We start from the raw sequence: 24474 nt of genomic DNA, 5'->3' as shown, positions 1-24474 counted from the left end.
CACCGAGGGTCAGGCAGGGTGTCGCAGGTACGGCAGGTGCGCGATCTCCTCGACCGCGCGGACACCACAGGCGGGCACCCACATGGACCACTCCACCGCACCCTCCCACGCCACCGCCCAGCGGCGGGCCGACCGGTTCGCCGACGCCGGCCGGCAGGGCACCCTCCTGGTGCTGGTCGCCGCCGTGCTCTGGGGCACCACCGGCGCCTCGCAGGCCCTCGCGCCGCAGTCCTCCGCGCTCGGCGTCGCCACCGTACGACTCTGCACGGGCGGTCTGGTCCTGCTGACCTGGGCGCTGGCCGGCGGGGTTGCCGGGATGGCCGCCTGCTGGACCCGCGCCACCTGGTGGCTCACCACCATCGGGGTCAGCTCGGTCGCCGCCTACCAGGGGCTGTTCTTCTCTGCCGTCCGCAGCACGGGCGTCGCCACCGGGACACTGATCGCGATCGGCAGCGCCCCCCTGATCACGGGCCTGCTCGGACTGCTGATCAAGGAGCGGCTCAGTAGGGCCTGGACGGCCGGGACGGCGCTGACCGTCGCGGGGCTGGCGCTGCTCTCCGTCCCCGGCGGCACGGTGGTGGTCCGCCTCTCCGGAGTGCTGTACGCGCTGGCCGCCGCAACCGCCTACTCGACCTACACGGTCGTCGGCCGGATGCTGCTGTCCCGTGGGGTCGACGGACGGGTGGTGGTCGGCACCTTCTTCGGTTTCGCCTGCCTGCCGATCGTCGCCGTCTCCGCGGGTGAGGACTTCGGGTGGCTGGCCTCCTGGAACGGCATCGGGGTCGCCCTGTGGCTCGGCATCGGCGCGACGGCCGTGCCGTACCTGGTGTGGATCCGTGGCCTGAAGACCACGGCGGTGTCGTCGGCCACCGCCATCGGGCTCGCCGAGCCGTTGACGGCCAGCGCGCTCGGCATCTTCGTCCTCGGCGAGCGGGCCACCGGGTGGACCCTCCTCGGCATGGCGACGATCGTCGCCGGGCTGGCGGTGGTCGGCCGCGACGGCGCGGATACCGCGCGACCAGCCCCACCCCGGCAGCCTGTCGCCCCCGCCCCGCGACGGGAACCGGGCTCCCCGCCGACCGGCGTCAGCGGCGGGGCGTGACGGCCGACAACAGCTCCGGCATCCGGCGGTCCAGCACGTCCCCGGCCAGGTACGCCCCGAGCAGCGCCACCCCGGCCCCGTACGCCGCGCCGACCGGCAGGGCCAGCCAGAGCCAGCCGTCGCCGAGCAGCCCGGCGGCCACCACCATCGGTACGGCCGCCGCCGCCGAGGCGACCATCGACAGCAGGGTGAGCATGCTCTTGGCGATCCCGGAACCGCTGTTCATCGCGAACGGGTTGCTCGTCTCCGGCAGCGAGTACGCCCCGAGCACCGAGATGAACCCGTTGATCGCCAGGCCCGCCCCGTACGCGGCGAGCAGCGCGCCCGCCGCCACCCCGAACCACTCCGGCCGACCGAGCACCGCGCTGATGACCAGGGCGACGACGCCGAGCATCGGCAGCACGTACACGGAGAAGGCGGCCATCCGGGCGCGCAGCTCCAGCCGGCCCGACACCCCGGCCACCACGTTCGCCGCGTAGGCGCTGCCGTCGAAGCCGAACTGGTTGGCCAGGGTCACCGAGGCGAGCACCCCGACGAAGAGCATCGAGATGCTGAGCAGCACCGGCGACGGATCCCCGGCGGACTCGAAGCCCTCCGCGCCGGCGGTGAAGCCCGCGCCGCCGAGGTTGACCATCACCGGCACGAAGATCCCGACCACCGCGACGGTGATCAGGTTGGCCCGCCGTCGGGCGTCCCGCCACCAGTAGCGGCACTCCCGGGCCACCAGCGCGCCGAACCGGTCCCGGCGGGTCCAGCCGACGGCCCGGGGGAAGAGCTGGGCGACCGCGCCGCCGGTCGGGGTGCGTCGGGCCTTCTGCGGGGCGGTGCCGGCCGCGCCGACCATCGCCGACTCCAGCGACCGGGACCACCAGAACAGCAGCACCACGATGGCCGCCGCGGTGATCAGCAGCTTGACCGGTACCGCCCAGGCCCGGCCCTCGGCCACGTCCAGGCCGATCGTCCAGGGTGCCCCGAACGGGGTCCAGCCGACGATCCGGGCCACCCCGACCAGCCGGTCCCAGTCGGCGGTGCGGACCGCGGCCAGCACCACGAGCTGCAACGGGCCGAGCGAGGCGGCGACCACCGCCAGCAGTACGGCGGCCAGGTCGCGTACCCGGCGGGACCGCAGCATGGTGGCGAACGCGCTGGTCACCGCGCGGCTGGCGGCGACGCAGAGCAGCACCCCGGCGAGCACGCCGAGGGCGGCGACGACACCGGCCGCCGCGCCACCGAGCAGCGCGGCGCTGACCACCAGCCCGGCCACGGCGATCAGCACCGCGAACACCGGGACGCTCACCAGCGCCGCCGCGAACAGGCCGGTGACCAGGGTGCGGCGGGTGAGCGGGAGCAGCGCGAAGCGGGCCGGGTCGAGGGTCTCGTCGACGCCGAAGAAGACCAGCGGCAGCAGCAGCCAGCCGAGGACCAGCACCCCGCCGCCGAACGCCGCCGCCATCACCGCGTACCGGGGTTCGTCGGCGAAGCCGGGGGCGGCGAACATCAGGAACCCGCCGGCCGCGAACCAGAGCCCGACCAGCACCCCGACCACGAAGAGCGCGACCCGCCAGTTCTGGCCCCGGAAGTTGTTGCCCATCACCCGCAGCTTGAGCCGGACGAAGTGACGCGGGGAGACCGCGCGGACCGGCTCGGCCGGGGTCACCGGGACAGCCACGCCAGCTCCTCACCGGTCGCCGTCCGGCCGCCGACCACCTCGACGAAGACGTCCTCCAGGGAACGGTCGCCGCGCACCTCGGCGAGGGTGCCGACCCGCTTGATGGTGCCCTCGGCGAGGATCGCCACGTGCGAGCAGAGCCGCTCGACGACCTCCATCACGTGGCTGGAGAAGACCACCGTCCCGCCGCCGACGACGTACCGGTGCAGGATGTCGCGGATCAGCGCCGCCGACACCGGGTCGACCGCCTCGAACGGCTCGTCGAGCACCAGCAGCCGGGGGCCGTGCAGCAGCGCGCAGGCCAGGCCGATCTTCTTCTTCATGCCGGCCGAGTAGTCGACCACCAGGGTCCGACCGGCGTCGGTGAGGGCCAGCACGTCGAGCAGTTCCGCGGCCCGCTGGTCGACCACCGCCGGGTCCATGCCGCGCAGCAGACCGTGGTACGCCAGCAGCTCCGCCCCGTTGAGCCGGTCGAACAGCCGGACCCCGTCGGGCATGACGCCGAGCAGCCGCTTGGCCTCGACCGGGTCGCCCCAGACGTCGTGCCCCAGCACCCAGGCCTGACCGTGGTCGGGGCGGAGCAGCCCGACGGCCATCGACAGGGTGGTGGTCTTGCCGGCGCCGTTCGGGCCGAGCAGGCCGTAGAACGAGCCGGCGGGGACGGCCAGGTCCACCCCGGCGACCGCCACCTTGCCGTCGAACTGCTTGGCCAGGCCACGGAGCGCCAGCGCAGGGTGTTCACCAGTCATACGACGACCGTATCCGGGCCGGACGGGTGACCGCACCCGCTGGAGGACGATCCCGGCTCATCCCCGGGACGGACGGCGGCCGGTGACGGACCGTCCGGCACCGGCCGGGCCGGGTGACGGGCGCGACCCGGCACCAGGGACGAACCATCAGGAACGGAGCGACTCGGGCGCATGCAGCCGGAGCATGGTGGCTCCGACGTCGACCGGGGTACGGCGTCGGGTCGCCACCGACACGGCGATCATCACGGTGAAGGCGAGCGGCACCGTCCACGCCGCCGGTTGCGTGGTGAGCGTGGCCGGCCAGCCGGACAGCGGCGGCCCGAGCACGGTGACCAGCACCGCGCCGATCGCCGCCCCACCGCCGACCAGCACCCCGGCCGCCGCGCCGATGTCGGTCAGCCCCCGCCACCAGATGCCGAGCACCAGCAGCGGGCAGAAGCTGGACGCGGCGACCGCGAACGCCAGCCCGACCACCTGGGAGACGTCCAGCCCGGAGACGTTCAGGGCGAGCGCCGCCGGCACCCCGCCCGCGATCACCGTGGCCAGCCGGAAGCCACGCACCGAGCCGCGCCCGAGCACGTCGGTGGAGATCACCCCGGCGACGCTGGTGAGCAGCCCGGACGAGGTGGACAGGAAGGCGGCGAACGCCCCGGCGGCGACCAGGGCGGCGAGCAGCCGGCCGGTGGCTCCGGTGCCGAGCGCCGCTTCCGGCAGCAGCACCACCACCGCGTCGGTCTGCCCGCTGACCAGCAGTTGCGGGGTGTAGATCCGACCGAGCACGCCGTAGAGGGTGGGCAGCAGGTAGAAGACGCCGACCAGGGCCAGCACCACCAGGGTGGTCCGGCGGGCCGCCGCCCCGTCGGGGTTGGTGTAGAAGCGCACCAGCACGTGCGGCAGCCCCATGGTGCCGAGGAAGGTGGCCAGGATCAGCGAGTAGGTGGCGAACAGGCCCCGGTCGTCGTCCCCGGCGGCGCTGGGCAGCAGCCAGTCGGCCGCCCCGGTGGCGACCCCGGACACCTCGGGCACCGGGTCACCGGCGGCGAAGCTCAGCGTGTCGCCGGGGCGTACCTCCCGGATGGTGCCGTCGGCGAAGGTGAGGGCCGCCCGGTGCTCGACCACGACGGTGGTCGCGGTGCGGAACGCCGGCCCGTCGGGCGGGGTCACCGCCGGGCGGGCGTCGGCCTGCCACTGGAGGGCCAGGAAGATCGCGGGTACGGCGAGCGCGGTCAGCTTCAGCCAGTATTGAAAGGCCTGCACGAAGGTGATCGCCCGCATCCCGCCCAGCGCCACGTTGGCGGTGACCACCGCCGCGACCAGCAGCGCCCCCACCGGGTACGGCGAGCCGGCCACCGTGGCCAGGGTCAGCCCGGCGCCCTGCAACTGCGGCACCAGGTAGAGCCAGCCGATGAAGATGACGAAGACGGTGGCCAGTGTGCGCAGCCGGCGGGAGCCGAGCCGCAGCTCGCAGAAGTCGGGCAGGGTGAACGCGCCGGAGCGGCGCAGCGGGGCGGCGACGAAGAGCAGCAGCGCCAGGTAGCCGGCGGCGAAACCGACCGGGTACCAGAGCACGTCGACGCCGTACTTGAGGACCAGTCCGGCGATGCCGAGGAAGCTCGCGGCGGACAGGTATTCTCCGCCGATGGCGGCGGCGTTCCAGGTCGGGCTGACCGTCCGGGAGGCGACCAGGAAGTCCGAGGTGGTCCGGGCCAGCCGCAGGCCGTAGAAGCCGATGCCGACGGTGACCAGGGTGACCGCGACGATCGCCGGGACGACGTACCCGTTGCCCATCAGCGTTCCGGCCGCTGGACGAGGTCGACGAAGTCCTGCTCGTTGCGTTCGGCGAGCCACACGTACGCCCAGCCGACGGCGATGAGGAAGGGGAAGGAGACCACCCCGAGCAGCAGCCAGGGCAGGTTGACGCCGAGCACGGTGACCCGGCCGACCGGAGGCGCGATGGCGAACAGCCAGGGCAGCCCGCCCAGCCCGATCAGCACCAGCAGGCTCATCCGTAGGGCGAGGGTGAGCTGCGCCCGGACCAGGCCCCGGACCAGCGCCTCGCCGACCCGGGTCTGCTGGGCCAGCTCGGTGCGGGTGTGGTCGGCCCGGGTGTCCCGCCGGGTGACGCCGGCCAGCACGATCCGCACCCGGCCGCCCGGCCGGGGGGCCGGTGGCCCGGCGGGCCGCGGCGTCGGTCCGGGATCGTCGTGGGCGGTCACCCGGGCAGTCTCGCCGGCCCGGCCCGATTGTCAAGTGTCGTCCACCGGGGGTTGTGGACAACCTGTGGACAACACGCCCGCCCTGTGGATGACGGCGCGATGCCGAGCGGGAAGACGGCGCGACGTCCGCTTTGTCCTAACCGAAACGTCACCCGGAGATCATCTGTATCGGCCTTGCCGGCATTGATCCAGGCCCCTACGCTGGGGCGGCCAATCCTTTCCTCTTCGAACACGGGGTCTCTATGCGCAAAATTCGCACTATCCTCGGCGTCACTCTCGCCGGAGCATGTGCACTGGCCGTGGTGCCGGGTACGGCTTCCGCGGCTCCGGTCTCCGCGCCGCTGCAGAAGACGGCGGCCCTCGACGACGTGACCGGTGCCTACTACCCGGTCGCCCCGGCCCGGCTGCTGGACACCCGCAGTGGTGTCGGCGCCCCGGCCGGCAAGATCGGCGCGGGTAAGAAGGTCGACCTCCAGGTCGCCGGCCGTGGTGGCGTACCGGCCAGCGGCGTCGGCGCGGTCGTGCTGAACGTGACCGTCACCGGTCCCACCGCCGCCAGCTTCCTCACCGCCTACCCGACCGGCGAGTCCCGGCCCACCGCCTCCTCGGTGAACTTCGCCAAGGACTGGCTGGGCTCCAACAACGTCACCGTGAAGCTCGGCGCGGGTGGCCAGGTCTCGGTCTTCAACAACAGCGGTTCGACCGACGTGATCGTGGACGTGGTTGGCTTCTACGCCGGCGACGACACCCTCACCAACCGCAACGGCGGCCAGTACGAGTGGTACCTGCCGGAGCGGCTCTGGGACACCCGGCAGGACCCGGAGGGCAAGCCCCCGGCCGGTCAGGTGCTGGAATACTCGCTCGACTTCGGCGACGACTACAACACCCACGTCAAGTCGCTGGTCTTCAACCTGACCGCCGTCTCGCCGGCCAAGTCCGGCTTCCTCACCGCGTGGTCCGGTGCGGGTGCCCGGCCGACCGCGTCGACGGTGAACTACCTCGCCGGCAAGAACGTGCCGAACCTGTCCTTCGTGCAGACCACCCCCTGCACCGGCACCGAGCAGTACAACTGGTGCACCCCCGGTGCGCCGAAGTTCAAGATCTACACCTCGCAGGCGTCGCACGTCCTGACCGACCTGGTCGGCGTGGTCGACGACGGCGAGTCCCCGTACGGCATGCGGTTCGCGCCGCTGAGCCCGACCCGGATCGTGGACAGCCGCTCCAACCTGGGCATCTCCGGTGCCATCCCGGCGGGCGGGGTCCGCAAGGTCACCGCGCCGGACGCGCTGGTCACCCCGGACACCGAGGTGCTGGCGATGAACGTCACCGCCGTCACCCCGACCAACAACACGGTCGTCACCACCTGGCCGGCGGACTTCGACGGCATCGGCAAGCCCGACACGAGCAACCTGAACCCGTACGCGGGCCAGGTCGTCTCCAACGGCGTGCTCGGCGTCATCGGCCCGAACAACGCGTTCAACGTGCACAACCTCTCCGGCAGCACCCACCTGGTCGCTGACGTGGTCGGCACGTTCTACTACCCGGCCCCGGCCGCGGCCAAGACGGCGCAGGCCAAGACGGCCAAGTCGGACGCGGTTCCCTCCGCCAACCGGCGCTGACCGTCATCCGGTAACACCGCAGAGCGCCCCGACCGTCAGGTCGGGGCGCTCTCGCCTCTCACCGAACCGCCGGCCGAGGGCCGCTGACCGGCGACGGTGCCGTGCGGTCCACCGGCTTTCCTTCTTCCTTCTTCCACGGGGTAATCATGCGAATCTTTCGCGCGCTACTCGGCATGAGCGTTGCCGGGGCCTGTGCGCTCGCCGTCCTGCCGGGGGTGGCGCTCGCCGCGCCCGCCGCGCCGTACACCGTCCTCACCGTCAATCTGGGACTGCACGAGCCCACCCCGGTCTCCGGGTCCGCCGTCTACGACAGCTCCAACGCCACCATGGACGCGGCGGCCAGCGCCGGGGACTGGCTCCGGCTCACCGCGATCCTGCCCGACCGGTACGTCCGGATCGACACCGCGGCACCCGCCGGCCAGACCTGGACCGCCGGCCAGACGTATCCGACCGTCCGTGCCGGCCGGGCCGCCGGTGAGGCGCTGTTCGACATGAGTACGGCCGGCAACGGCTGCGCCTACGGCAGCGGGTCGATCACCGTCCGGGAGGTGGCCCGCGACGCGGACACCGGGCTGATGACGGCCTTCGCCGCCTCGTACGAGTTCCGCTGCGACCGGGACGTCGAGATGATGACCGGGGAGCTCCGCTGGAACTCCGCGGTGGACTACGTGGCCCCGGTGGCGGACCCGGGCCGGCTGAACTTCGGCTCGGTGGACGTCGCCGAGCAGCGCAGTCGCACCGTGCGGGTGCGGGCACTGGGCAGCACGCCCAGCACCTTCGGGGCGGCCGGGATCGCCGGGGAGCACGCCGCGAAGTTCGCGGTGACCGCCGACACCTGCGCGGGCCGGACGCTCACGGCGGGAGCCGAGTGCACGGTGACGGTGGTGTCGAAGGCGACGACACCGGGCAGCTTCGTCGCGGCGCTGCGCCTGCCGGACAACAGCTCGACCGGCCACTGGACCATTCCGGTCGAGGTGTCGGCGATCCGCAGCGTGGTCGGCACCTACTACCCGATGACCACGCCCACCCGGATCATGGACACCCGTACCGGCAACGGCACGGTGAAGGGCAAGATCGGTGCCGGGCGGACGGCCTTCCTCCAGGTCGCCGGCCGGGACACGCTGCCGAGGAACGGCATCGGCGCGGTGGTGCTGAACGTGACCGTCATCGGCCCCACGGCGAACGGCTTCGTCACCGTCCACCCGGCCGGGGAGGCCCTGCCGACCGCCTCCACGATCAACTTCGCCAAGGGGTGGCTGGGTTCCAACAACACCACCGTCAAGCTCGGCACCACCGGCGCCGTGTCGGTCTACAACCGCAACGGTGAGACCGACGTGGTGATCGACGTGATCGGCTTCTACGCCGGGGACGAGAGCATGAGTTTCGAGCGCGGCATGGGCGGTCAGGTGCAGTGGTACGAGCCGTACCGGGTGATGGACACCCGCACCCGCGGGCTGATCCCCGCCGGGGGCGAGTTCAACGCCTGGATCGACTTCCACGCCTACAACCCCAAGGTCAAGGGGCTGATCCTCAACATCACGGCGGTGAACCCGCAGCAGGCCGGCTTCCTCACCAGCTGGTCGGGCGAGGTGCCCCGGCCCAACGCGTCCACCGTCAACTACGGGGCGGGCAAGGTGGTGCCGAACCTGGCGTACGTGAAGACGATGCCCTGCCCGGAGGGGAGCTGCAACGGTGCTACCGGCGCGGCCCGCTACCGCTTCTACACCTCGGCGACCACGCACATCGTGGTGGACCTGGTCGGGGTGGTCGACGACGGCACCGAGGTCGACGGCATGCGGTTCACCCCGATGAGCCCGACCCGGATCGTGGACAGCCGGATCGGGCAGGGCCTGCCGACGGCGCTCGGGGCGCACGAGGCGGGGAAGGTCACCGCGCCGGCCGCGATGCTGACCGACGCGACCCAGGTGCTGGCGATGAACGTCACCGCGGTCGCGCCGACGACCAACACGGTCGTCACCGTCTGGCCCGCCGACACCGGCCGGGCGAAGCCGAACGCCAGCAACCTGAACCCCGCGCCGGGTCAGGTCGTCTCCAACGGGGTGCTCGGGGTGCTCGGCCCGCAGGATGCGTTCTACATCGACAACCTGTCGGGCCGCACCCACCTGGTGGCCGACGTGACCGGCACGTTCCAGGTGTACGCGGGCACGGCGGCCGGTAGCCGGCGGGCCGGCAAGCCGGCGGTGGCCGGCAGCGGCTGGTCGGCGCACTCCGTCGGCTAGCCCGGGGGACGAGCACGTGGGGGCGTCCCGACCTCGGTCGGGGCGCCCCCTGTCGTCTCCCGCCACGGCGGTGCCGTCCACACCGGCCCGTCGCCGCTGCCCGGCGGGTGCCGGGCCGCCGGCCCGGAGGTCAGCGGTTCCAGTCCTGTTTGGCGGCCCGGACCAGCTTGTCCTTCAGCTCCCGGGTGTGCCGGCGGCTCACCGGCAGCTCGGCGGCGTCGATCAGCACCACGTACCCCGAGTTGACCAGACGCAGCTCGGCGATCAGCCGCAACTGCACCAGGTACGACCGGTGGATGCGGACGAAACCGGCGTCCGCCCAGCGTTCGGCGAGGGTGGCCAGCGACACCCGGACCAGGTGCGAACCGTCGGCGGTGTGCAGCCGCGCGTAGTCGCCCTGCGCCTCCACCCAGCGCACCGCCGAGCGGGGCAGCATCCGGGTCGTCCCGGCCAGCTCCACCGGGATCGTCGGGTCGTCCTCGGCGCGGGCCAGCGCCGCCGGGTGCGACGGCACCACCCGGGAGCCCATCACCCGGCGCAGCGACTCGGCCAGCCGTTCGGCGCGTACCGGTTTGCGGACGTAGTCGGTGGCGCCCAGGTCGAACGCGTCCACCGCGCCGTCGTCGTACGCGGTGACGAAGACGATCGCGGGGGGCCGGGCGAACCGCCGCAGCACCCGGGCCAGTTCCATGCCGTCCAGGCCGGGCATCCGGATGTCCAGGAAGACCACGTCCACGTCGGTGTCCCGCAGCACCCGCAACGCCTCGGTGGCGTCCCCGGCGGTGTGCAGCCGGGCCACCCGGGGGTCGGCCCGTAGGTGGTAGGCCAGCTCGTCGAGCGCCGGTGGTTCGTCGTCGACCGCCAGCACCCGCAGGAACCCGGCCGCGTTCACCGTGCCGGCCCGCTCGCTCACGCGCCGGCCCGTACGCCCGGGTGGAACTTCGGAATGCGCAGGCTCACCTTCGTGCCCGAGCCGGGGCCGGTCTCCACGACCAGGCCGAACCCGTCGCCGAAGACCGAGCGGAGCCGCTCGTCGACGTTGGAGAGGCCGACGTGCTGGCCCGGGTCGTCGGTCGGGTCGCTGCCGGCCCGGGTCAGCTCGGCGATTCCCGCGGTCAGGGTGGCCGGGTCCATACCCACTCCGTCGTCCTCCACCGTGATGTGACACTCCGCGCCCGCGTCCCGGGCCTCGATGCTCACCATGCCGGTACCGGGCTTGCGCGACAACCCGTGTCGTACCGCGTTCTCCACCAACGGTTGGAGGCAGAGGAACGGCAGGGTCACCGGCAGCACCTCCGGGGCGATCTGCAACCGCACCTGCAACCGGTCCCCGAACCGGGCCCGTTCGATGGTCAGGTACCTGTCGATGGAACGCAACTCCTCGGCGAGGGTGGTGAACTCCCCGTGCGCGCGGAACGAGTAACGGGTGAACTCGGCGAACTCCAGGATCAGCTCCCGTGCCCGTTCCGGATCGGTGCGGACGAAGGACCCGATCGCGGTCAGCGCGTTGTAGATGAAGTGCGGGCTGATCTGCGCCCGCAACGCCCGGATCTCGGCGCGGGCCAGCCGCTCCCGCGACGAGTCGAGTTCGGCCAGCGAGAGCTGGTTGCCGGCCCAGTGCGCGGTCTCCAGGGTGGCCTGTACCAGGCCGGGCGCGGGCGGCCCGTCGGCCACCGCGACCAGCGCCCCGACCACCCGGCCGTCCGCCGACAGGGGGGCCACCACCGCTCCCCGGACCAGGCAGTCCACCCGGTCGCAGTGCAGCTCCGACTCGCCCAGCACGGTCGACCGGCCGGTCTCGGCCACCCGCCGGGCCGCCGTGAGCAGTTGGTCGCCGTGGTGCCCGCCGCGCCCGTCCAGGGCGAGCAGCGTGTCGGCGTCGGTCAGCGCCAGCCCGGCCGCCCCCACCAGCGCCCGCAGATGGCGTACGGCCTTCGCCGCGCCCGCCTGGTGCAACCCGGTGCGCAGCGGTTCGGCGGCCAGGCCGGCGGTGTGCAGCACCTCGTAGGTGGCCCGTTGGGTGGCGGTGGCGATGCCGCGTCGACCGCGCAGCCGCAGCGCCGCCCAGAGCGCGGCGGCGAGCGCGGTCACCAGTGAGACGACGCCGACCACGGCGGAGAGGTTGCCACCCACCCCGCGATCCTGGCCTGTCCGGGCCGCCACGCCAAGGGGTTCAGTACGCGCCCTTGCGGGCCAGCACCACGCCCACCGTCCGCCACAGGATGCTCAGGTCGTACGCCAGCGACCAGTTGTCGACGTAGTAGAGGTCGAGCCGGACCGCCTCGTCCCAGGACAGGTCGGAGCGGCCGGACACCTGCCACAGCCCGGTCATCCCGGGGCGGACCAGCAGCCGCCGCCGGACGTCGCCCAGGAAGTCACCGTCGTCGGCGGGCAGCGGACGCGGCCCGACCAGCGACATCTCCCCCCAGAGCACGTTGATCAACTGGGGCAGCTCGTCCAGCGAGGAGGCGCGCAGGAAGCGGCCCACCGGGAACACCCGGGGATCCTGCCGCATCTTGAACAGCATGCCGTCGGTCTCGTTCTGGTCGACCAGACCGGCCAGCCGCTCCTCGGCGTTGACGTACATGGTGCGGAACTTCCAGACCCGGAAGGTACGCCCCTCGTGGCCGACCCGGGGCTGCCGGAAGAAGACCGGCCCGGGGTCGGAGAGCCGGATGGCCAGCCCGATGGCCAGGAAGACCGGCACCAGCAGCAGCAGGCCCAGCCCGGCGGCGATCCGGTCCATCAGGTTCTTGGCCAGCAGCGCCGGCCCGGACAGGGTCGGCTCCTCCACGTGCAGCAGCGGCAGGCCCTCGATCGGACGGATGTGCACCCGGGGGCCGGCGATGTCGGTGAGCTGCGGGGCGACCACCAGGTCGACGCCGGAACCCTCCAACTGCCAGGCCAGCCGGCGCAGCTCGCCCGGCTCGGCGCTGGCCGACCCGCAGACCGCGATGGTGTCCCCGCCGACCTCCCGCACCAGGGCCAGCACGTCCCGGCCGGCGTACACCGGGACGGGGGTCTGGATGCCCCGGGCGGCGGCGTACCCGTCGGTGATGTGGATGGCCACCGGCACCAGGCCGGCGGCCGGGTTGCGGGTGACCGCGACGTAGACCTCCAGGCACTCCGGCAGGGTGCCGACCAGCACCATCCGGTGCCCGGCGTGCCCGGCCCGACCCCGGATGCGGTGCAGCACGAACCGCGCGGTGATCCGGAAGAGGAGCACCAGCACCAACGCCCCGGCCAGGGCGAAACCGACCGTGTAACGCGACAGGTCGGTCTTGGTGGCGAAGGCGACGAACGAGACGGTCGCGGTGACCGCGACCCCACCCCGGATGACCCGCTTGTACTCCTCCGGGCCGAGCCCGAGGTAACGCCGGTCGTAGGCCCGGTTGCCCCACAGGGCCGCCAGCCAGCCGAGCGGCACCAGCAGGAAGACCACCGTGTAGAACCAGGTCGGGTCGGCCTGTGCGTTGTAGAAGCCGGCCCGCGCCTGACCGAACGCCTCCTGGGCGATCCAGTCGGCCAGCACCACGGCGGCGAAGTCGAGCAGCAGCAGCGCCGCCGTGTACGGGCGGTGCCAGCGGGACACCCGACGACGGGCGCGAGCCCATGCCGACCGGGGCACCCCGTTGTGTGACGGCGGTGTCGGCGGCTGGATCTCGAAGCTGTCGACGTGCCGCACGAGTTTGCTCCGGCCTGTGTTGGTAACCGGGCGCTGGAGGCTTGTCGTCACCTCAACCCATGTCCTCCCGCATGACCCGGTCCGCTCACTCGCCGTGAGGAACCCGGGTCGCCCACCGTTCCCGTCTCCCCACGCTGGCAGCGGGTCAAACGCGGTCCCGAGGGACCGTGCGTCTGGCGTCGCCGACGAGGGAACCGGCCGACTTCACGTCAGTTTTCGAAGCCGGGGACCGAGCCACTATACCGATGGACGGCCGCCGGGGTAGCACGCGGACGGGGAGGTTCCGCGCGCCACGGTCGATACCTCTCCGTAACCGGGACAGTTCGTGACTCACCGTACGAGACGGGACAACCGACGGTCAGCGAGCGGTTTGCCGCCGGTCTGGCAGGTGGGGCAGTACTGGAGGCTGGAGTCGGCGAACGACACCTCCCGTACCGTGTCGCCACAGACCGGGCAGGGCAGCCCGGTGCGGGCGTGCACCTTCAGCCCGGAACGTTTCTCGCTCTTCAGCTCGGCGGCCCGGTGCCCGGCCGAGCGGCGTACCGCGTCGCCGAGCACCGTCCGGGTCGCCGCGTGCAGGGTGGCGAGCTGGTCGTCGGTGAGCCGGTCGGTGATCGCGAACGGGGACAGCTTCGCCGCGTGCAGGATCTCGTCGGAGTACGCGTTGCCGACCCCGGCGAGCACCGCCTGGTCGGTCAGCACCCCCTTGACCTGCCCGCGTCGGCTGCGCAGCCGTTCGGTGAAGGTGGCCAGGTCGGCGTCGAGGGCGTCCGGCCCGAGCTTGGCCACCCCGGGGACCTGCGCCGGGTCGGTGACCAGGTAGGCGGCGAGCTTCTTCTGGGTGCCCGCCTCGGTGAGGTCGAACCCGGAGCCGTCGTCGAGGCGTACCCGTAGGGCGATCGGACCCTTGCCGGGGCGCAGCGGGACGGTTGACGGAAACGCCTCCCGGTAGTGCAGCCAGCCGGCGCGGGCCAGGTGCACCACCAGGTGCAGGTCACCGTCGAAGATCACGTCGAGGAACTTGCCGTGCCGCCGGGCGTCGGCCACCGCCCGGCCCGACACCGCCGTGGGCGCCGGGTCGTACGTCTTCAGGGCGCTGATCGCGGCGACCTCCACCCGGTCGACACGTCGCCCCACGGCACGCTCACGCAGGTAACCGGCGAGCGCTTCCACCTCCGGTAGTTCGGGCACGAGCCAACGGTAGCCTTCTTTCCCGTGAGAATCGTGGTGGCGCACAACCGGTACCGGGAAGCCCAGCCGTCGGGTGAGAACACGATGGTCGACTCGGAGATCGGGCAGCTCACCGCCGCCGGGGTCGAGGTGCTGCCGTTCATCCGGAGCTCGGACGAGATCCCGTCGATGCCGAGGTCGGCCAAGGCGCTGCTGCCGATCTCGCCGATCTACGCCCCCCGCGCCCAGCAGGACCTGTCCCGGCTGCTCACCGAGCACCGGCCGGACGTGCTGCACCTGCACAACCCGTACCCGCTGCTCTCGCCCTGGGTGGTGCGGACCGCGCACAGGCACGGGGTGCCGGTGGTGCAGACGGTGCACAACTACCGGCAGGTCTGCTCGTCGGGGATCTACTTCCGCGACGGGGTGATCTGCCAGGACTGCAAGGGCCGGGCGCTGGCGGTGCCGTCGATCGTGCACCGCTGCTACCGGGACTCGCGGGCGCAGAGCGCGCTGATGGCGGCCACCCTGGCCGTGCACCGGGGCACCTGGCGCTCGGTGGACCGGTTCATCGCGCTCACCTCGGCCATCGCCGACCATCTGACCGACTACGGCATCCCGGCCGAACGGATCGTGGTCAAGCCCAACGCGGTGCCCGACCCGGGCGCCCCCACGCCGCTCGGTGACGGGTTCCTCTATCTGGCCCGGCTGACCCCGGAGAAGGGCGTGGACCTGCTGCTGGACGCCTGGCGGCGGCACCCGGTGGGCAGCCTGGGCACGCTGCGGGTGGCCGGTGACGGCGAGCTGCGTCCGCTGGTCGAGGCCGCCGCCGCCGAGCGCGCCGATGTGGTCTACCTGGGCCAGCTCGACCGGGACGGGGTACGCGCCGCGGTCGAGGCGAGCGCCGTGGTGATCGCCGCCTCGATGTGGCACGACGTACTGCCCACCGTGATCATCGAGGCGCTGGCCAGCGGGCGGCCGGTGCTCGGCACCGCGCTCGGCGGCATCCCGTACCTGGTCGGCGCGGACGTCCCGCACGAGCCCGCCGGCACCGGCCCGGCCGCCGAGGCCTCGGCCGTCGCCGGCCACCCCCCACCGCCGGCCGGTCCGGTCGCGGTGCCGGCCGGGCTGCTCGGCGGCACCGCCGGCTGGGTGGTTCCGCCGGATCCGGCCGCGCTGGCCGCCGCGCTCCCGGTCGCACGGGCCGGTGCCGCCGCGCTCTCCGCTCCGGCCCGGCTGCGGTACGAGCAGACCTTCCACCCGGACGTGGTGTTGAAGCGGCACCTGGCCATCTACGCCTCCCTCACCCGCCCCCACTGACCCGGCTGGCCCGCTGCCGCCAGTCGGCGCTTCCCCCGCGAGATCTTGGAAGCAAGTGGCCCCCATAGGGGCCGTTTCCTTCCAAGATCTTCACGCCCGCCTGCCCAGAGCTTCGCGTGCGGCGGGCGGGGAGAGCAGTCGGAGCGGCGGTCGGGCGTGTCGCGGCTGGCAGGCATGTCCACTTAAAGTGACATGACTGACCAGCATATTTATGCCGGACAGTCATATCGCCTGCGTTCACGTGCAGCCGCCGTGCCCCACAGCATGGTCCTCGTTGGTACGAGAAGGGCACAGTTCACATCAGGGGGAATACGGTGACCACCGGATCGGTGCGGGAGTTCTCCAGGTATGAATCCCTGGTGACCGGAGGGGCGATCCGTCTCACGGGCACGACCACGAACGATCTCGACCGGCTGCCCCGTTACGACGTCCCGCCCGAGGTGTCGCCCCTCGATCTGCTGCTCGCCGACAGGCGGATGCCGGAGTCGGCGGATTCGTCGGTCACGGCTTCCGGTGCTGGTTAGAGCCTCTCTGCCAGGGTGCCGGCATCCCGTACACCGGATTGAGGATCATGACCAGGCGGTACGGCTTGGTGACAGGCGATGTCCCGGTCAGCGTCGGGCGGTCTGCCCTCCCGGAGCCCACTCGTTGGCGAAGGTTTCCATCTGGCGGATGACCAGGTCGACGGCGGCGCGCTCGTGGTCCGGCGGATAGTCGTAGCGGGCGAGCAGCCGGCGGATGTGGCTGCGGAGCTTGGCGCGTACCGGCTCGCGGGAGAACCAGTCCACGGTGATCGACGACTGGATCGAGTTGACCAGCTCCCGGGCGATCTCGGCCAGGGTGCCGATGCCCATGAGCTCGGTGGCCGCGCCGTTCTGCGCCACCGCGTCATAGAAGGCCAGCTCGGCATGGTTGAGCGGCGGGTCGAACTGCTGGCCGCGCCGGGCGTCGGCGGACACCTGCTTGGCCAGCTCGACCAGCTCCACGATCAACTGCGCGCTGGTCAACTGCTGGCGCATGTAGCGGTTCATCAGGTCTTCGAGCTGGGCGGAGAATCGCTCCTGACGTACCACGTTGTGCTTGGTGACCTCACGCATCTTGCGCTCGATCAGCCGACGGAGCGCCGAGGCGGCCAGGTGCGGCGTCTCCGACTCCTTGAGGCGCTGGAGGGCCACCCCGTTGAGTTCGGTGATGTCGAGTTTGCCGAGGCCCGCCTCCTCGTAGATGTCGGTGATGTCGGCGGCGTCGACCACCTCGGCGGCGAGCTGGGACAGGTACCGCTCCACCTGGGCCGTGTTGGGCAGGCCCCGGGCGTCCCGGTCGGCGGCCTCCTCCTTCACGATCCAGACCCGGACGTCACGGAAGAAGTGGATGTCACGCCGCAGGCGTTGGATGTCACCGGCCCGGTTGACGAAGTCGCGGCTGGTGGCGCAGAGCGTGTAGAACCGTTCCAGCCGGCCTGCCGAGTCGCGGAAGCGCTGGTGCAGCGGCTTCGTGCCGGGTTCGACGACGTTGCCGGGGGTACGCGGGTCGCGCAGGAAGTTGACGGTCTTCCGTACCGCCCGAATCCAGCGGGTCGGGCTCTTCTCGTCGTCGACGATCGCCCGCCACTTCACCGGGGCCAACATCGCCTCGATGGCGGAGATTTCGTTGTGCACCTCGCTGATCGCCCGCTCGATCTGCCTGCCGAGGGTCTGGTCCTCCTGGTCGCTGGGGGTGTACTCGGTGAGTGCCTTCCGCAGGTTCTCGGTCAGCGGGGCGTAGCCGACCAGCAGCCCGTCCTGCTTCTCCCGGAAGCGACGGTTGACCCGGGCGAGCGCCTGCATGAGGGTGGCGCCCTTCATCGGCCGGTCCATGTAGATGGTGTGGATCGGTGGCGCGTCATAGCCGGTGAGCAGCATCGAATGCACGATGAGCAGTTCCAGCGGGTCGTCGGGGTCCTTGGCACGGCCCTGGATGGTCTTCTGTTGGGACGGCCGCAGGTGATGCGGGCGGAACATCTCCTCGTCGCTCGGCACACCGTGAAAAACGATCTTCATCTTGCCCTTGTCGACGGCCGGGTCGACCCAGTCGGGCCGCAGTTCCTTGATGGCGTCGAAGACCCGGACGCAGATCTGCCGGGTCGCGCAGACGAGCATCGCCTTGCCCGGCACGCCGAGCTGCGGACGCATCAGCTCGCGCCGCTTCTCCCAGTGTTCGACCAGGTCCCTCGCCAGGGTCTCGACCCGGTCGGGGGCACCGTAGATGGTGTTCATGGTGGCCGCGTACGCCTCGGCCCTACGCCGTTCCGCGTCGTCCAGGCTGGCGGTGAGCGTCTCCACCTGCTCGTCGATGCTGTCCGGGTCGATGTCCGGCGGCAGGGACACCGGGATGATCCGGGGTTCGTGGTAGACCCGCACGGTCGCCTCGTCGTCGACCGCGCGCTTGAGGTCGTACACGTCGATGTAGTCACCGAAGACGGCGCGGGTGTTCACCTCGGCGCTGGCGATCGGCGTGCCGGTGAAGGCGATGAACGTGGCGTGGGGCAGCGCGTCGCGCAGGTGCCGGGCGTAGCCGTCCAGGTTGTCGTAGTGGCTGCGGTGCGCCTCGTCGACGATCACCAGGATGTTGCGCCGGTCGGAGAGCAACGGGTGCGCCCGCCCGGCCTCCCGCTCCTCCTTCGTCCGGCCGAACTTCTGCAACGTGGTGAAGATGATGCCGCCGGCGTTCCGGTTCGACAGCTTGTCCCGCAGCTCGGCACGGGTTTCGGCCTGCTCCGGCTCCTGGCCGAGCAGCAACTGGCTGTCCTGGAACGTGTCGTAGAGCTGATCGTCGAGGTCGGTGCGGTCGGTGAGCACCACGATGGTCGGGTTCTTCAGCGCGGGTTCACGGCTGGTCAGCGCCGCCGTGCAGACCATCTCCTCGGACTTGCCGGAGCCCTGGGTGTGCCAGACGACGCCCGCCTTCCCGTCGCTCCGCGAGGCCCGCACGATGCACTCGACGGCCCGGACGACCGCGAAGTACTGGTGTGCCTTGGCGATCCGCTTGCCCTTCGCCGTGAAGTTGACGAAACCGCCGGCCAACGCCAGGAAACGCCGCTGGTGGAACAGGCCGTGCAGGGCGACCGCCAACGCCTCCGGGCCGTCGTAGTCGGGCGTGGTGGTGTCGACGGGCTTACCCTCCTCGTCGACGTTCCACGGCGCGAAGTGTTCGTACGGGGTGAACGGGGTGCCGTACCTCGCGGTGATCCCGTCGGAAACCAGGCACAACACGGTGTGCTGGAAGGCGAGCGGGAACTCCGCGAGGTACGTCTGGAGCTGGGCGTGCGCGCCGGTGAGGGTGGCGTTCTCGTCGGCGGCGTTCTTCAACTCGACGACGGCGACCGGCAGCCCGTTGAGGTAGAGCACGATGTCGAGCCGCCGCCGGAAGTCGCCGTCGATGATCGTGACCTGGTTGATCGCCCGGTAGACGTTAGGGCCGGGGTCGTTCAGGTCTACCAGGCGTACGGTGGGGTTGTGCTCGGCACCGTACGCGTCGGTGTAGACGATCGAGTGAATGCCGTGGACCAGCCGCTTGTGCGCCTCCCGGTTCTCGGCGAACGCCTCCCGGGAGCGGGCCTCGGTGGCGGCTTGCACCGCATCGGCAATCGCTGCCGGCGGCAGTTCGGGGTTGAGCCGCTCGACGGCAGCCCGAAGGTCCTCGATGAGCACCAGATCGGCCCAGTTCCGCCGCTGCCCCGAGCCTGGCGCGAAGTCCTTTCCAGCACCCGGTTCCCAACCAAGCTCGCCGAGCTGCTCCACCGCAAGCGCTTCCCAGCCAGCCTCGTCCATTCGCCCGTCGAATCCCATTCCAACCCCTCCCCGTAAACCCTCGTCTATCTAAACCGCTTCTTCGACAACCTTCTCGGCGTCCTTGACCCGCAACCGCCCCGACATCAACTCCGGCAGCAGGCTGTCCCGTAGCGCGGCCAGCGTCAGCGACTCCTGCTCGGCTAGCAACGCGCGCTGCCACAAGTTCCCTGCCTGCGGGTCGAGACGGTCGATGGCTTCGGGGGTCGGCACGACCACCTCCTCGTCTAGGTGGCGTCGCTGAATGTGACCCATGGTCGTGGCTTTGTCTGCGGCGACGGCACGATAATCAGCTAGCTTCGATTTCACCGCTTCGAAGGCGAGCCACTTTGGATTGCCGCCACGAGGAATCACCTTGAAAATATGCTGATTGACAATTGCCTCCGGCCTAAACCAGCGCGCAACCGTAAGTGAACCAGACCAGGAGAACAGTATGTCGCCGGGGCGGGCAAGATACTTCTCGCTCACCATTATGTCACTGTATACTGTTGACGGCCCTGGGCCAGAGTTGATTTCAGCGATACGAATTACCATGCGACCATGCCCGGTGGCTCCCTTTGTAAAGGCGCGACCATTAATGAACTCGGCCACCTGCGACAGAGGCTTTGTGACAAAATCGTCTAACCCCTGCCGCTGCGCTTCTTTCAATAGCGCTGAACGAAGGGCGTCGGCTGTAGCGACGATGCGATTACCAACCACAATCTTATCATCGAGTGCGCCCAGGACAGAAGAAATGCGACGCTGTGTCGAAATGTCAGGAACCCTGATGGGCCACTTCGGGATATCTACCAACGGAATGCGATCCACGGTTGCTCCATGAATCTTCCGCGCCCTGATCACCTGCTGGAACTCCGGTGACAAGTAGGCCAACAGCAGGAATCTCGGTTCGACCAGATCGCGTTTTGGTCGAAGTAGACCCATCCTTCGGCCTAGCGCTGCCCTGATCCCAGGCGGCATCAAGGCTGCCTCACCGAGCCTGGTTTCATAAGAAAAAAGTACATCTCCTGGACTGGGCGTTACTCTTCTAGTCCAGCGCTCGAAATCTTGTTCGGAAAGGTGAGCCGATTCGGACAATTCGAGACGTCCCGAATTGAGACTAGAAATGCTCAGGAACCAAGGGCCTTCGTCAGTCTTCGCGGGCGTTGCGTGAGGTCCGTCGAAAACTTCTGCCACATCCCCTAAGGCGTAGGTCCGCCAATCAGACATCAATACCCCTTAGCTGTTCGCGGACGATAGTCTCCAGCCGAGCAGACTCGTCGAAGTGGGCGTACAGCTCCTTGGTGAGGCGTTCGATCCGATCGGCTAATGGCTCGGCGTCCGGGTCTTCCTCCGCTTCGGCGGCACCCACATAGCGGCCGGGGGTCAGCACGTGGTCGTGGGCGGCCATCTCGTCGAGAGTCGCGGAGTAGCAGAAGCCCGGCTCGTCCTCGTACGTCTGGCCCTTGGTCTTGGCGGACTTGGTGCCGCGCCAGGCGTGGTAGGTGTCGGCGATCTTGGCGATGTCGTCGTCGGTGAGGACGCGCTCGGTGCGGTCGACCATGGTGCCGAGGGCGCGGGCGTCGATGAACAGGATCTCGCCGCGCCGGTCGGTCAGCGCCTTCGCGCCCTGCGGGGTCTTGTCCTTCGTCAGGAACCACAGGCAGGCAGGGATCGCGGTGGTGCGGAACAGGTTCGGCGGGAGGGCGATCATGCAGGCCACCATGTCCGCCTCGACCATGGCCTTGCGGATTTCCCCTTCACCGGACTGCTTGGAGGACATCGAGCCGTTGGCGAGCACTACGCCCGCACTGCCCCGGTCGCCCAGTTTGTAGAGCATGTGCTGGAGCCAGGCATAGTTGGCGTTGCTCTGCGGCGGCGTGCCGTAGCGCCAGCGCGGATCAGACTCGCGGCGGGCCCAGTCGCTCATGTTGAACGGCGGGTTGGCCATGATGAAGTCGGCCCGCATGTCGGGGTGCTTGTCGTCGGCGAACGTGTCGGCCCAGCGGTCACCGATGCCCACCGGGTCCATGCCGTGGATGGCGAGGTTCATCTTCGCCAGTCGCCAGGTGCGTTCGTTGGCCTCCTGGCCATAGATCGCGATGTCGTGGGTGTGCTCACGCCCGGCGTGCGTCTCCACGAACTTCTTCGACTGCACGAACATGCCACCGGAGCCGCAGCACGGGTCGTAGACCCGGCCCTCGTAAGGCTCCAGCACCTCGACGAGAATCCTCACCACGCTGGACGGGGTGTAGAACTCGCCTGCCCGCTTGCCTTCGGCGCGGGCGAACCGCTCCAGGAAATACTCGTACGTCTCACCGAGGACGTCCTGCGCCTTACGGTCGCCGTGGCCGGTGAAACGGGCGTCGCTGATCAGGTCGACGAGTTCCTTCAACCGCTTCTGGTCGACGTTGTCCCGGTTGAAGATCTTCGGGAGCACGCCCTTCAGCGCCCGGTTCTCCTGCATGATCGCGTCCATGGCCTCGTCGAGCAGTTCGCCGACGCCACCGGGCGCGTTCTCCACGAGGTAGTCCCACCGGGCGCTCTCCGGAACCCAGAAGACGTTGGCGCTGGTGTACTCGTCGCGATCATCGAGGAAGGCGGCGCGGCGGTTCTCCGGGATGTCGGCGAGGCTGACCTCGATCTGGTCGCGACGTTCGGCGAACGCGTCCGAGACGTACTTGAGGAAGACCAGGCCGAGGACGAACTCCTTGTACTGTGCGGCGTCCATGGAGCCACGCAGCTTGTCGGCGGCCTTCCAGAGAATGTCCTGGATCTGCTTGGTGCTGGACACGCCGAACAGTTCGGCCTGCCCGGTGGCGCGTTTACGTGGTGGCACTGTGTGTTCCGTTCTCTCGATCAGGAGTTCGTACCGTACAGAGTCGTGAGGGTGCCGTCGGCGAAGCCGGCCACGGTGAGCGCACGCAACTCGGCCAGCAGGCTGGACTGCCGGTGCAGCAGCCGTTCGCGCTCGTCCAGCCGGCGCAGCACTTCATCGAGGCGGCCCGCCTCTTCCCGGCTGAGGTCAGGGATCATGGTGTCTCGCAGTCGTGAACCGCGTACCGCGCCAGGGCTGCGGGCGGTGTTGCGGGCAGCGGTCAGGAGTGCCCGCAGCACCCGGGGGGTGAGCGGGTCGCCGGGAGAGATGCGCAGCCCGCAGGCCGGGAACTCGATCACCGAGAAGCCGTCGTCGTCGAGGAGGACACCGAACCGGGGGACGCTGGTGACCACGAGGTCGCCCGGTTCGGTGAAGGCGACGTGCGGATACTCGGCGGCGAGGACGAGCCGGTCCATCCATCGCCCGGACTCCTGGGCGAGAACCTCCGTCGCGCCGATCACCCGGTGGTGACCGCGCGGCCCGACGTGCTCGGCCTGAAGGCGGTGCCCGGTGAGTTGGCGGACCCGGCGAGCCGTTCGCAGCGCGCCGAGGGAGAGTTCCGGCGGTAGGGCTCCCTCGCGCTGTGCCGCCCCGGTGTTCAGCGGGCCGTGCTCCCCCGCGTACCGGATGGCTTCCTGCTCGGCTTGGGCGAGACGGTGCTCGATCTCGCCGACCAGCGCGGGGCGGTCGGCGGCCAGCCTGGACCGCAGGGTGACCGATGCCGGTCCCGGCGGCCGGAGTGCGGCACCCCGATGCAGGTCGAGGCTCTCCAGTGAGACGATCCGGCCGGTCCGCGGATCGTGACCGTCGCGGCGGTGTCCCTCGGCCCGCCAGAGCAGGATGTCCTCGGCTGCGGACTCGACAGTGGGTTGGTCGAGCGTGCTGCCGCCGAGGTCGGCGAGGAGCACCCGGCCCCTGGTGGTGGGGATCGGATCCCGGGTCAGCAGCCACAGCGCGGCGGGATAACCCGGCCGGGCCGGATAGACACCGCCGGGCAACCGCACGACCGCCTCCACGAGGCCGCTACGCAGCAGCGCCGATCGGCGTACCACCGCAGGCCCGTCCCGCAACCTCTCCACGAGGCTGCTGGCGGGACCGACGACGACGGCCGTGCGACCCGGACCGAGCAGATCGGCGATGGCCTCCATGTGGTTGAGGTCGGTGAGGGCGTCGCGGCTCTCCGCCGGCTGGTAGGGGAGCCGGGTGATGATGAGGTCCGGATCGGCGAAGTCGTCGCTGAGCGCTTCGGCACGCACGTCGAAGTGGAACTCGGGCAGCTCGGCGAGGAACATCTGCTGGCGTACCAGGCGGGCGAGTTCGTCGTCGGCGACGGACGCGTTGACGCGCAGGTTGTCGCGATCCTGGTCGCTCAACATCGCGGTCAGCAGGTCGCCGCTGCCTGCGTTCGCGTCGGCGATGGTGACCGTGCCGTGGGCGCGCAGCCTGGCCGGCAGGTCGGCGACCTGGCGGATCAGGGTGACCGCCTCCGGGGTGAGCGCGTCCGCCGTCAGTTCCGGCCAGCCGAGGCGGTTGGCCGAGCTGAGCAGGAAGCGGCAGCTTCGCCACGGGTCGAAGGCCCCTTCGATGAGTTGCTCGATCAGCTCGGTGAGCGTGGCTGGCTCAGGCGCACCGGTCAGCTCGTGTAGTAGGAGTTCGTCGTCGGGATCGAGGCGACGGGCCAGCGGCAGCGGATCGGCCGGCAGCGCCCGCCCGGCGAGGTGGCGGAGGCAGAGCGCCGCCCCGAGAACGACGATGGTGCGCCGGCCGCCGTGCCGCCGGGCGTACGCCGCGAGCGTGTGCATGGACCGCTCGGCACGCAGGGTGTCCGGCTCGGCGTGACCGAGCCCGGTCTGGAGCAGCCATGTCACGACCGCGTCTGCGGCGAAGAGGGGCTGGCCGTGGTCGCCCGGGACCGGGGCGGGGAAGTCGGGGTGCCGCCGCCGCCAGACGGTGACCGCCGGCTTGCTGACCCGGGCGAGCAGCGCGATCTCGCGCTGCGACATCAACTCCGACTTCATAGCTC

At 70.7% G+C, this 24474-nt stretch carries 17 protein-coding genes; 5 read left to right on the top strand and 12 right to left on the bottom strand.

Annotation, left to right across the window (positions count from 1 at the left end; all coding sequences use genetic code 11):
* Positions 1 to 82: 82 nt before the first annotated feature.
* Positions 83 to 1102: an EamA family transporter gene (locus O7612_RS02450; protein ID WP_282270079.1), complete on the top strand. Its 1020-nt coding sequence runs from the start codon at positions 83 to 85 to the stop codon at positions 1100 to 1102.
* Here the strand turns inward: O7612_RS02450 and O7612_RS02445 are convergent.
* The 4 genes from O7612_RS02445 to O7612_RS02430 all read right to left on the bottom strand — a co-directional run bounded on the left by O7612_RS02445 (position 1086) and on the right by O7612_RS02430 (position 5664).
* Entirely contained in the window at positions 1086 to 2771 is a 1686-nt protein-coding gene (locus tag O7612_RS02445) for an ABC transporter permease (protein ID WP_282270078.1), read from the bottom strand. The genes O7612_RS02450 and O7612_RS02445 overlap by 17 nt on opposite strands.
* Entirely contained in the window at positions 2756 to 3520 is a 765-nt protein-coding gene (locus tag O7612_RS02440; RefSeq protein ID WP_067310440.1) for an ABC transporter ATP-binding protein, read from the bottom strand. The genes O7612_RS02445 and O7612_RS02440 overlap by 16 nt, the downstream gene beginning before the upstream one ends.
* Before the next feature lie 147 nt (positions 3521 to 3667).
* Positions 3668 to 5308, bottom strand: a complete 1641-nt coding sequence (locus O7612_RS02435) for a cation acetate symporter (RefSeq protein WP_282270075.1) — start codon at positions 5306 to 5308, stop codon at positions 3668 to 3670.
* Positions 5308 to 5664, bottom strand: a complete 357-nt coding sequence (locus O7612_RS02430) for a hypothetical protein (RefSeq protein ID WP_282273768.1) — start codon at positions 5662 to 5664, stop codon at positions 5308 to 5310. Before O7612_RS02430 ends, O7612_RS02435 begins: the two co-directional genes overlap by 1 nt.
* A gap of 374 nt (positions 5665 to 6038) precedes the next feature.
* Here O7612_RS02430 and O7612_RS02425 point away from each other — a divergent pair, with 374 nt between their 5' ends.
* Together O7612_RS02425 and O7612_RS02420 are read left to right on the top strand one after the other, a co-directional pair.
* Entirely contained in the window at positions 6039 to 7355 is a 1317-nt protein-coding gene (locus tag O7612_RS02425) for a hypothetical protein (RefSeq protein ID WP_282270073.1), read from the top strand.
* Positions 7356 to 7501: 146 nt separating this feature from the next.
* On the top strand, positions 7502 to 9595 hold the full coding sequence (locus O7612_RS02420; protein ID WP_282270071.1) for a choice-of-anchor D domain-containing protein: 2094 nt from the start codon (positions 7502 to 7504) through the stop codon (positions 9593 to 9595).
* Positions 9596 to 9725: 130 nt separating this feature from the next.
* On the opposite strand, the gene O7612_RS02415 is transcribed toward O7612_RS02420, so the two are convergent.
* The 4 genes from O7612_RS02415 to O7612_RS02400 all read right to left on the bottom strand — a co-directional run bounded on the left by O7612_RS02415 (position 9726) and on the right by O7612_RS02400 (position 14471).
* Positions 9726 to 10487 (bottom strand): LytTR family DNA-binding domain-containing protein, encoded by a 762-nt coding sequence (locus O7612_RS02415; protein ID WP_282273767.1) that lies wholly within the window; start codon positions 10485 to 10487, stop codon positions 9726 to 9728.
* Positions 10488 to 10504: 17 nt separating this feature from the next.
* A complete protein-coding gene (locus O7612_RS02410) occupies positions 10505 to 11728 on the bottom strand; it encodes a histidine kinase (RefSeq protein WP_282270069.1) in 1224 nt (407 codons plus the stop codon).
* A gap of 40 nt (positions 11729 to 11768) precedes the next feature.
* Positions 11769 to 13280, bottom strand: a complete 1512-nt coding sequence (locus O7612_RS02405; protein WP_282270067.1) for a sugar transferase — start codon at positions 13278 to 13280, stop codon at positions 11769 to 11771.
* A 330-nt stretch (positions 13281 to 13610) separates the two neighbouring features.
* Positions 13611 to 14471 (bottom strand): DNA-formamidopyrimidine glycosylase family protein, encoded by an 861-nt coding sequence (locus O7612_RS02400; RefSeq protein WP_282270065.1) that lies wholly within the window; start codon positions 14469 to 14471, stop codon positions 13611 to 13613.
* A gap of 24 nt (positions 14472 to 14495) precedes the next feature.
* Between O7612_RS02400 and O7612_RS02395 the strand changes: the two genes are divergently transcribed.
* Together O7612_RS02395 and O7612_RS02390 are read left to right on the top strand one after the other, a co-directional pair.
* A complete protein-coding gene (locus O7612_RS02395; protein ID WP_282270063.1) occupies positions 14496 to 15770 on the top strand; it encodes a glycosyltransferase in 1275 nt (424 codons plus the stop codon).
* Positions 15771 to 16084: 314 nt separating this feature from the next.
* A complete protein-coding gene (locus tag O7612_RS02390; RefSeq protein WP_282270062.1) occupies positions 16085 to 16294 on the top strand; it encodes a hypothetical protein in 210 nt (69 codons plus the stop codon).
* An 87-nt stretch (positions 16295 to 16381) separates the two neighbouring features.
* Here the strand turns inward: O7612_RS02390 and O7612_RS02385 are convergent, their stop codons facing one another.
* Genes O7612_RS02385 through O7612_RS02370 form a run of 4 tightly spaced genes read right to left on the bottom strand, consistent with a single transcriptional unit; the run spans position 16382 to position 24469 of the window.
* Positions 16382 to 19579, bottom strand: coding sequence for a type I restriction endonuclease subunit R (locus O7612_RS02385; protein ID WP_282270061.1), 3198 nt, complete (start codon positions 19577 to 19579; stop codon positions 16382 to 16384).
* Between the two features lie 48 nt (positions 19580 to 19627).
* Entirely contained in the window at positions 19628 to 20803 is a 1176-nt protein-coding gene (locus tag O7612_RS02380) for a restriction endonuclease subunit S (protein WP_282270060.1), read from the bottom strand.
* Positions 20796 to 22412, bottom strand: coding sequence for a class I SAM-dependent DNA methyltransferase (locus tag O7612_RS02375; protein WP_282270058.1), 1617 nt, complete (start codon positions 22410 to 22412; stop codon positions 20796 to 20798). The genes O7612_RS02380 and O7612_RS02375 overlap by 8 nt, the downstream gene beginning before the upstream one ends.
* A 20-nt stretch (positions 22413 to 22432) precedes the next feature.
* Positions 22433 to 24469 carry an SAM-dependent DNA methyltransferase gene (locus tag O7612_RS02370; RefSeq protein ID WP_282270055.1) on the bottom strand — a complete coding sequence of 679 codons (2037 nt, stop codon included), beginning with the start codon at positions 24467 to 24469 and terminating at the stop codon, positions 22433 to 22435.
* Between the last annotated feature and the right edge of the window lie 5 nt (positions 24470 to 24474).

Origin of the sequence: Micromonospora sp. WMMD987 (assembly GCF_029581435.1) — a bacterium.
Classification (GTDB): Bacteria; Actinomycetota; Actinomycetes; order Mycobacteriales; family Micromonosporaceae; genus Micromonospora; species Micromonospora rifamycinica.
Note: the sequence above shows the minus strand (reverse complement) of the source record. Positions and strands in the feature narration are given on the sequence as shown.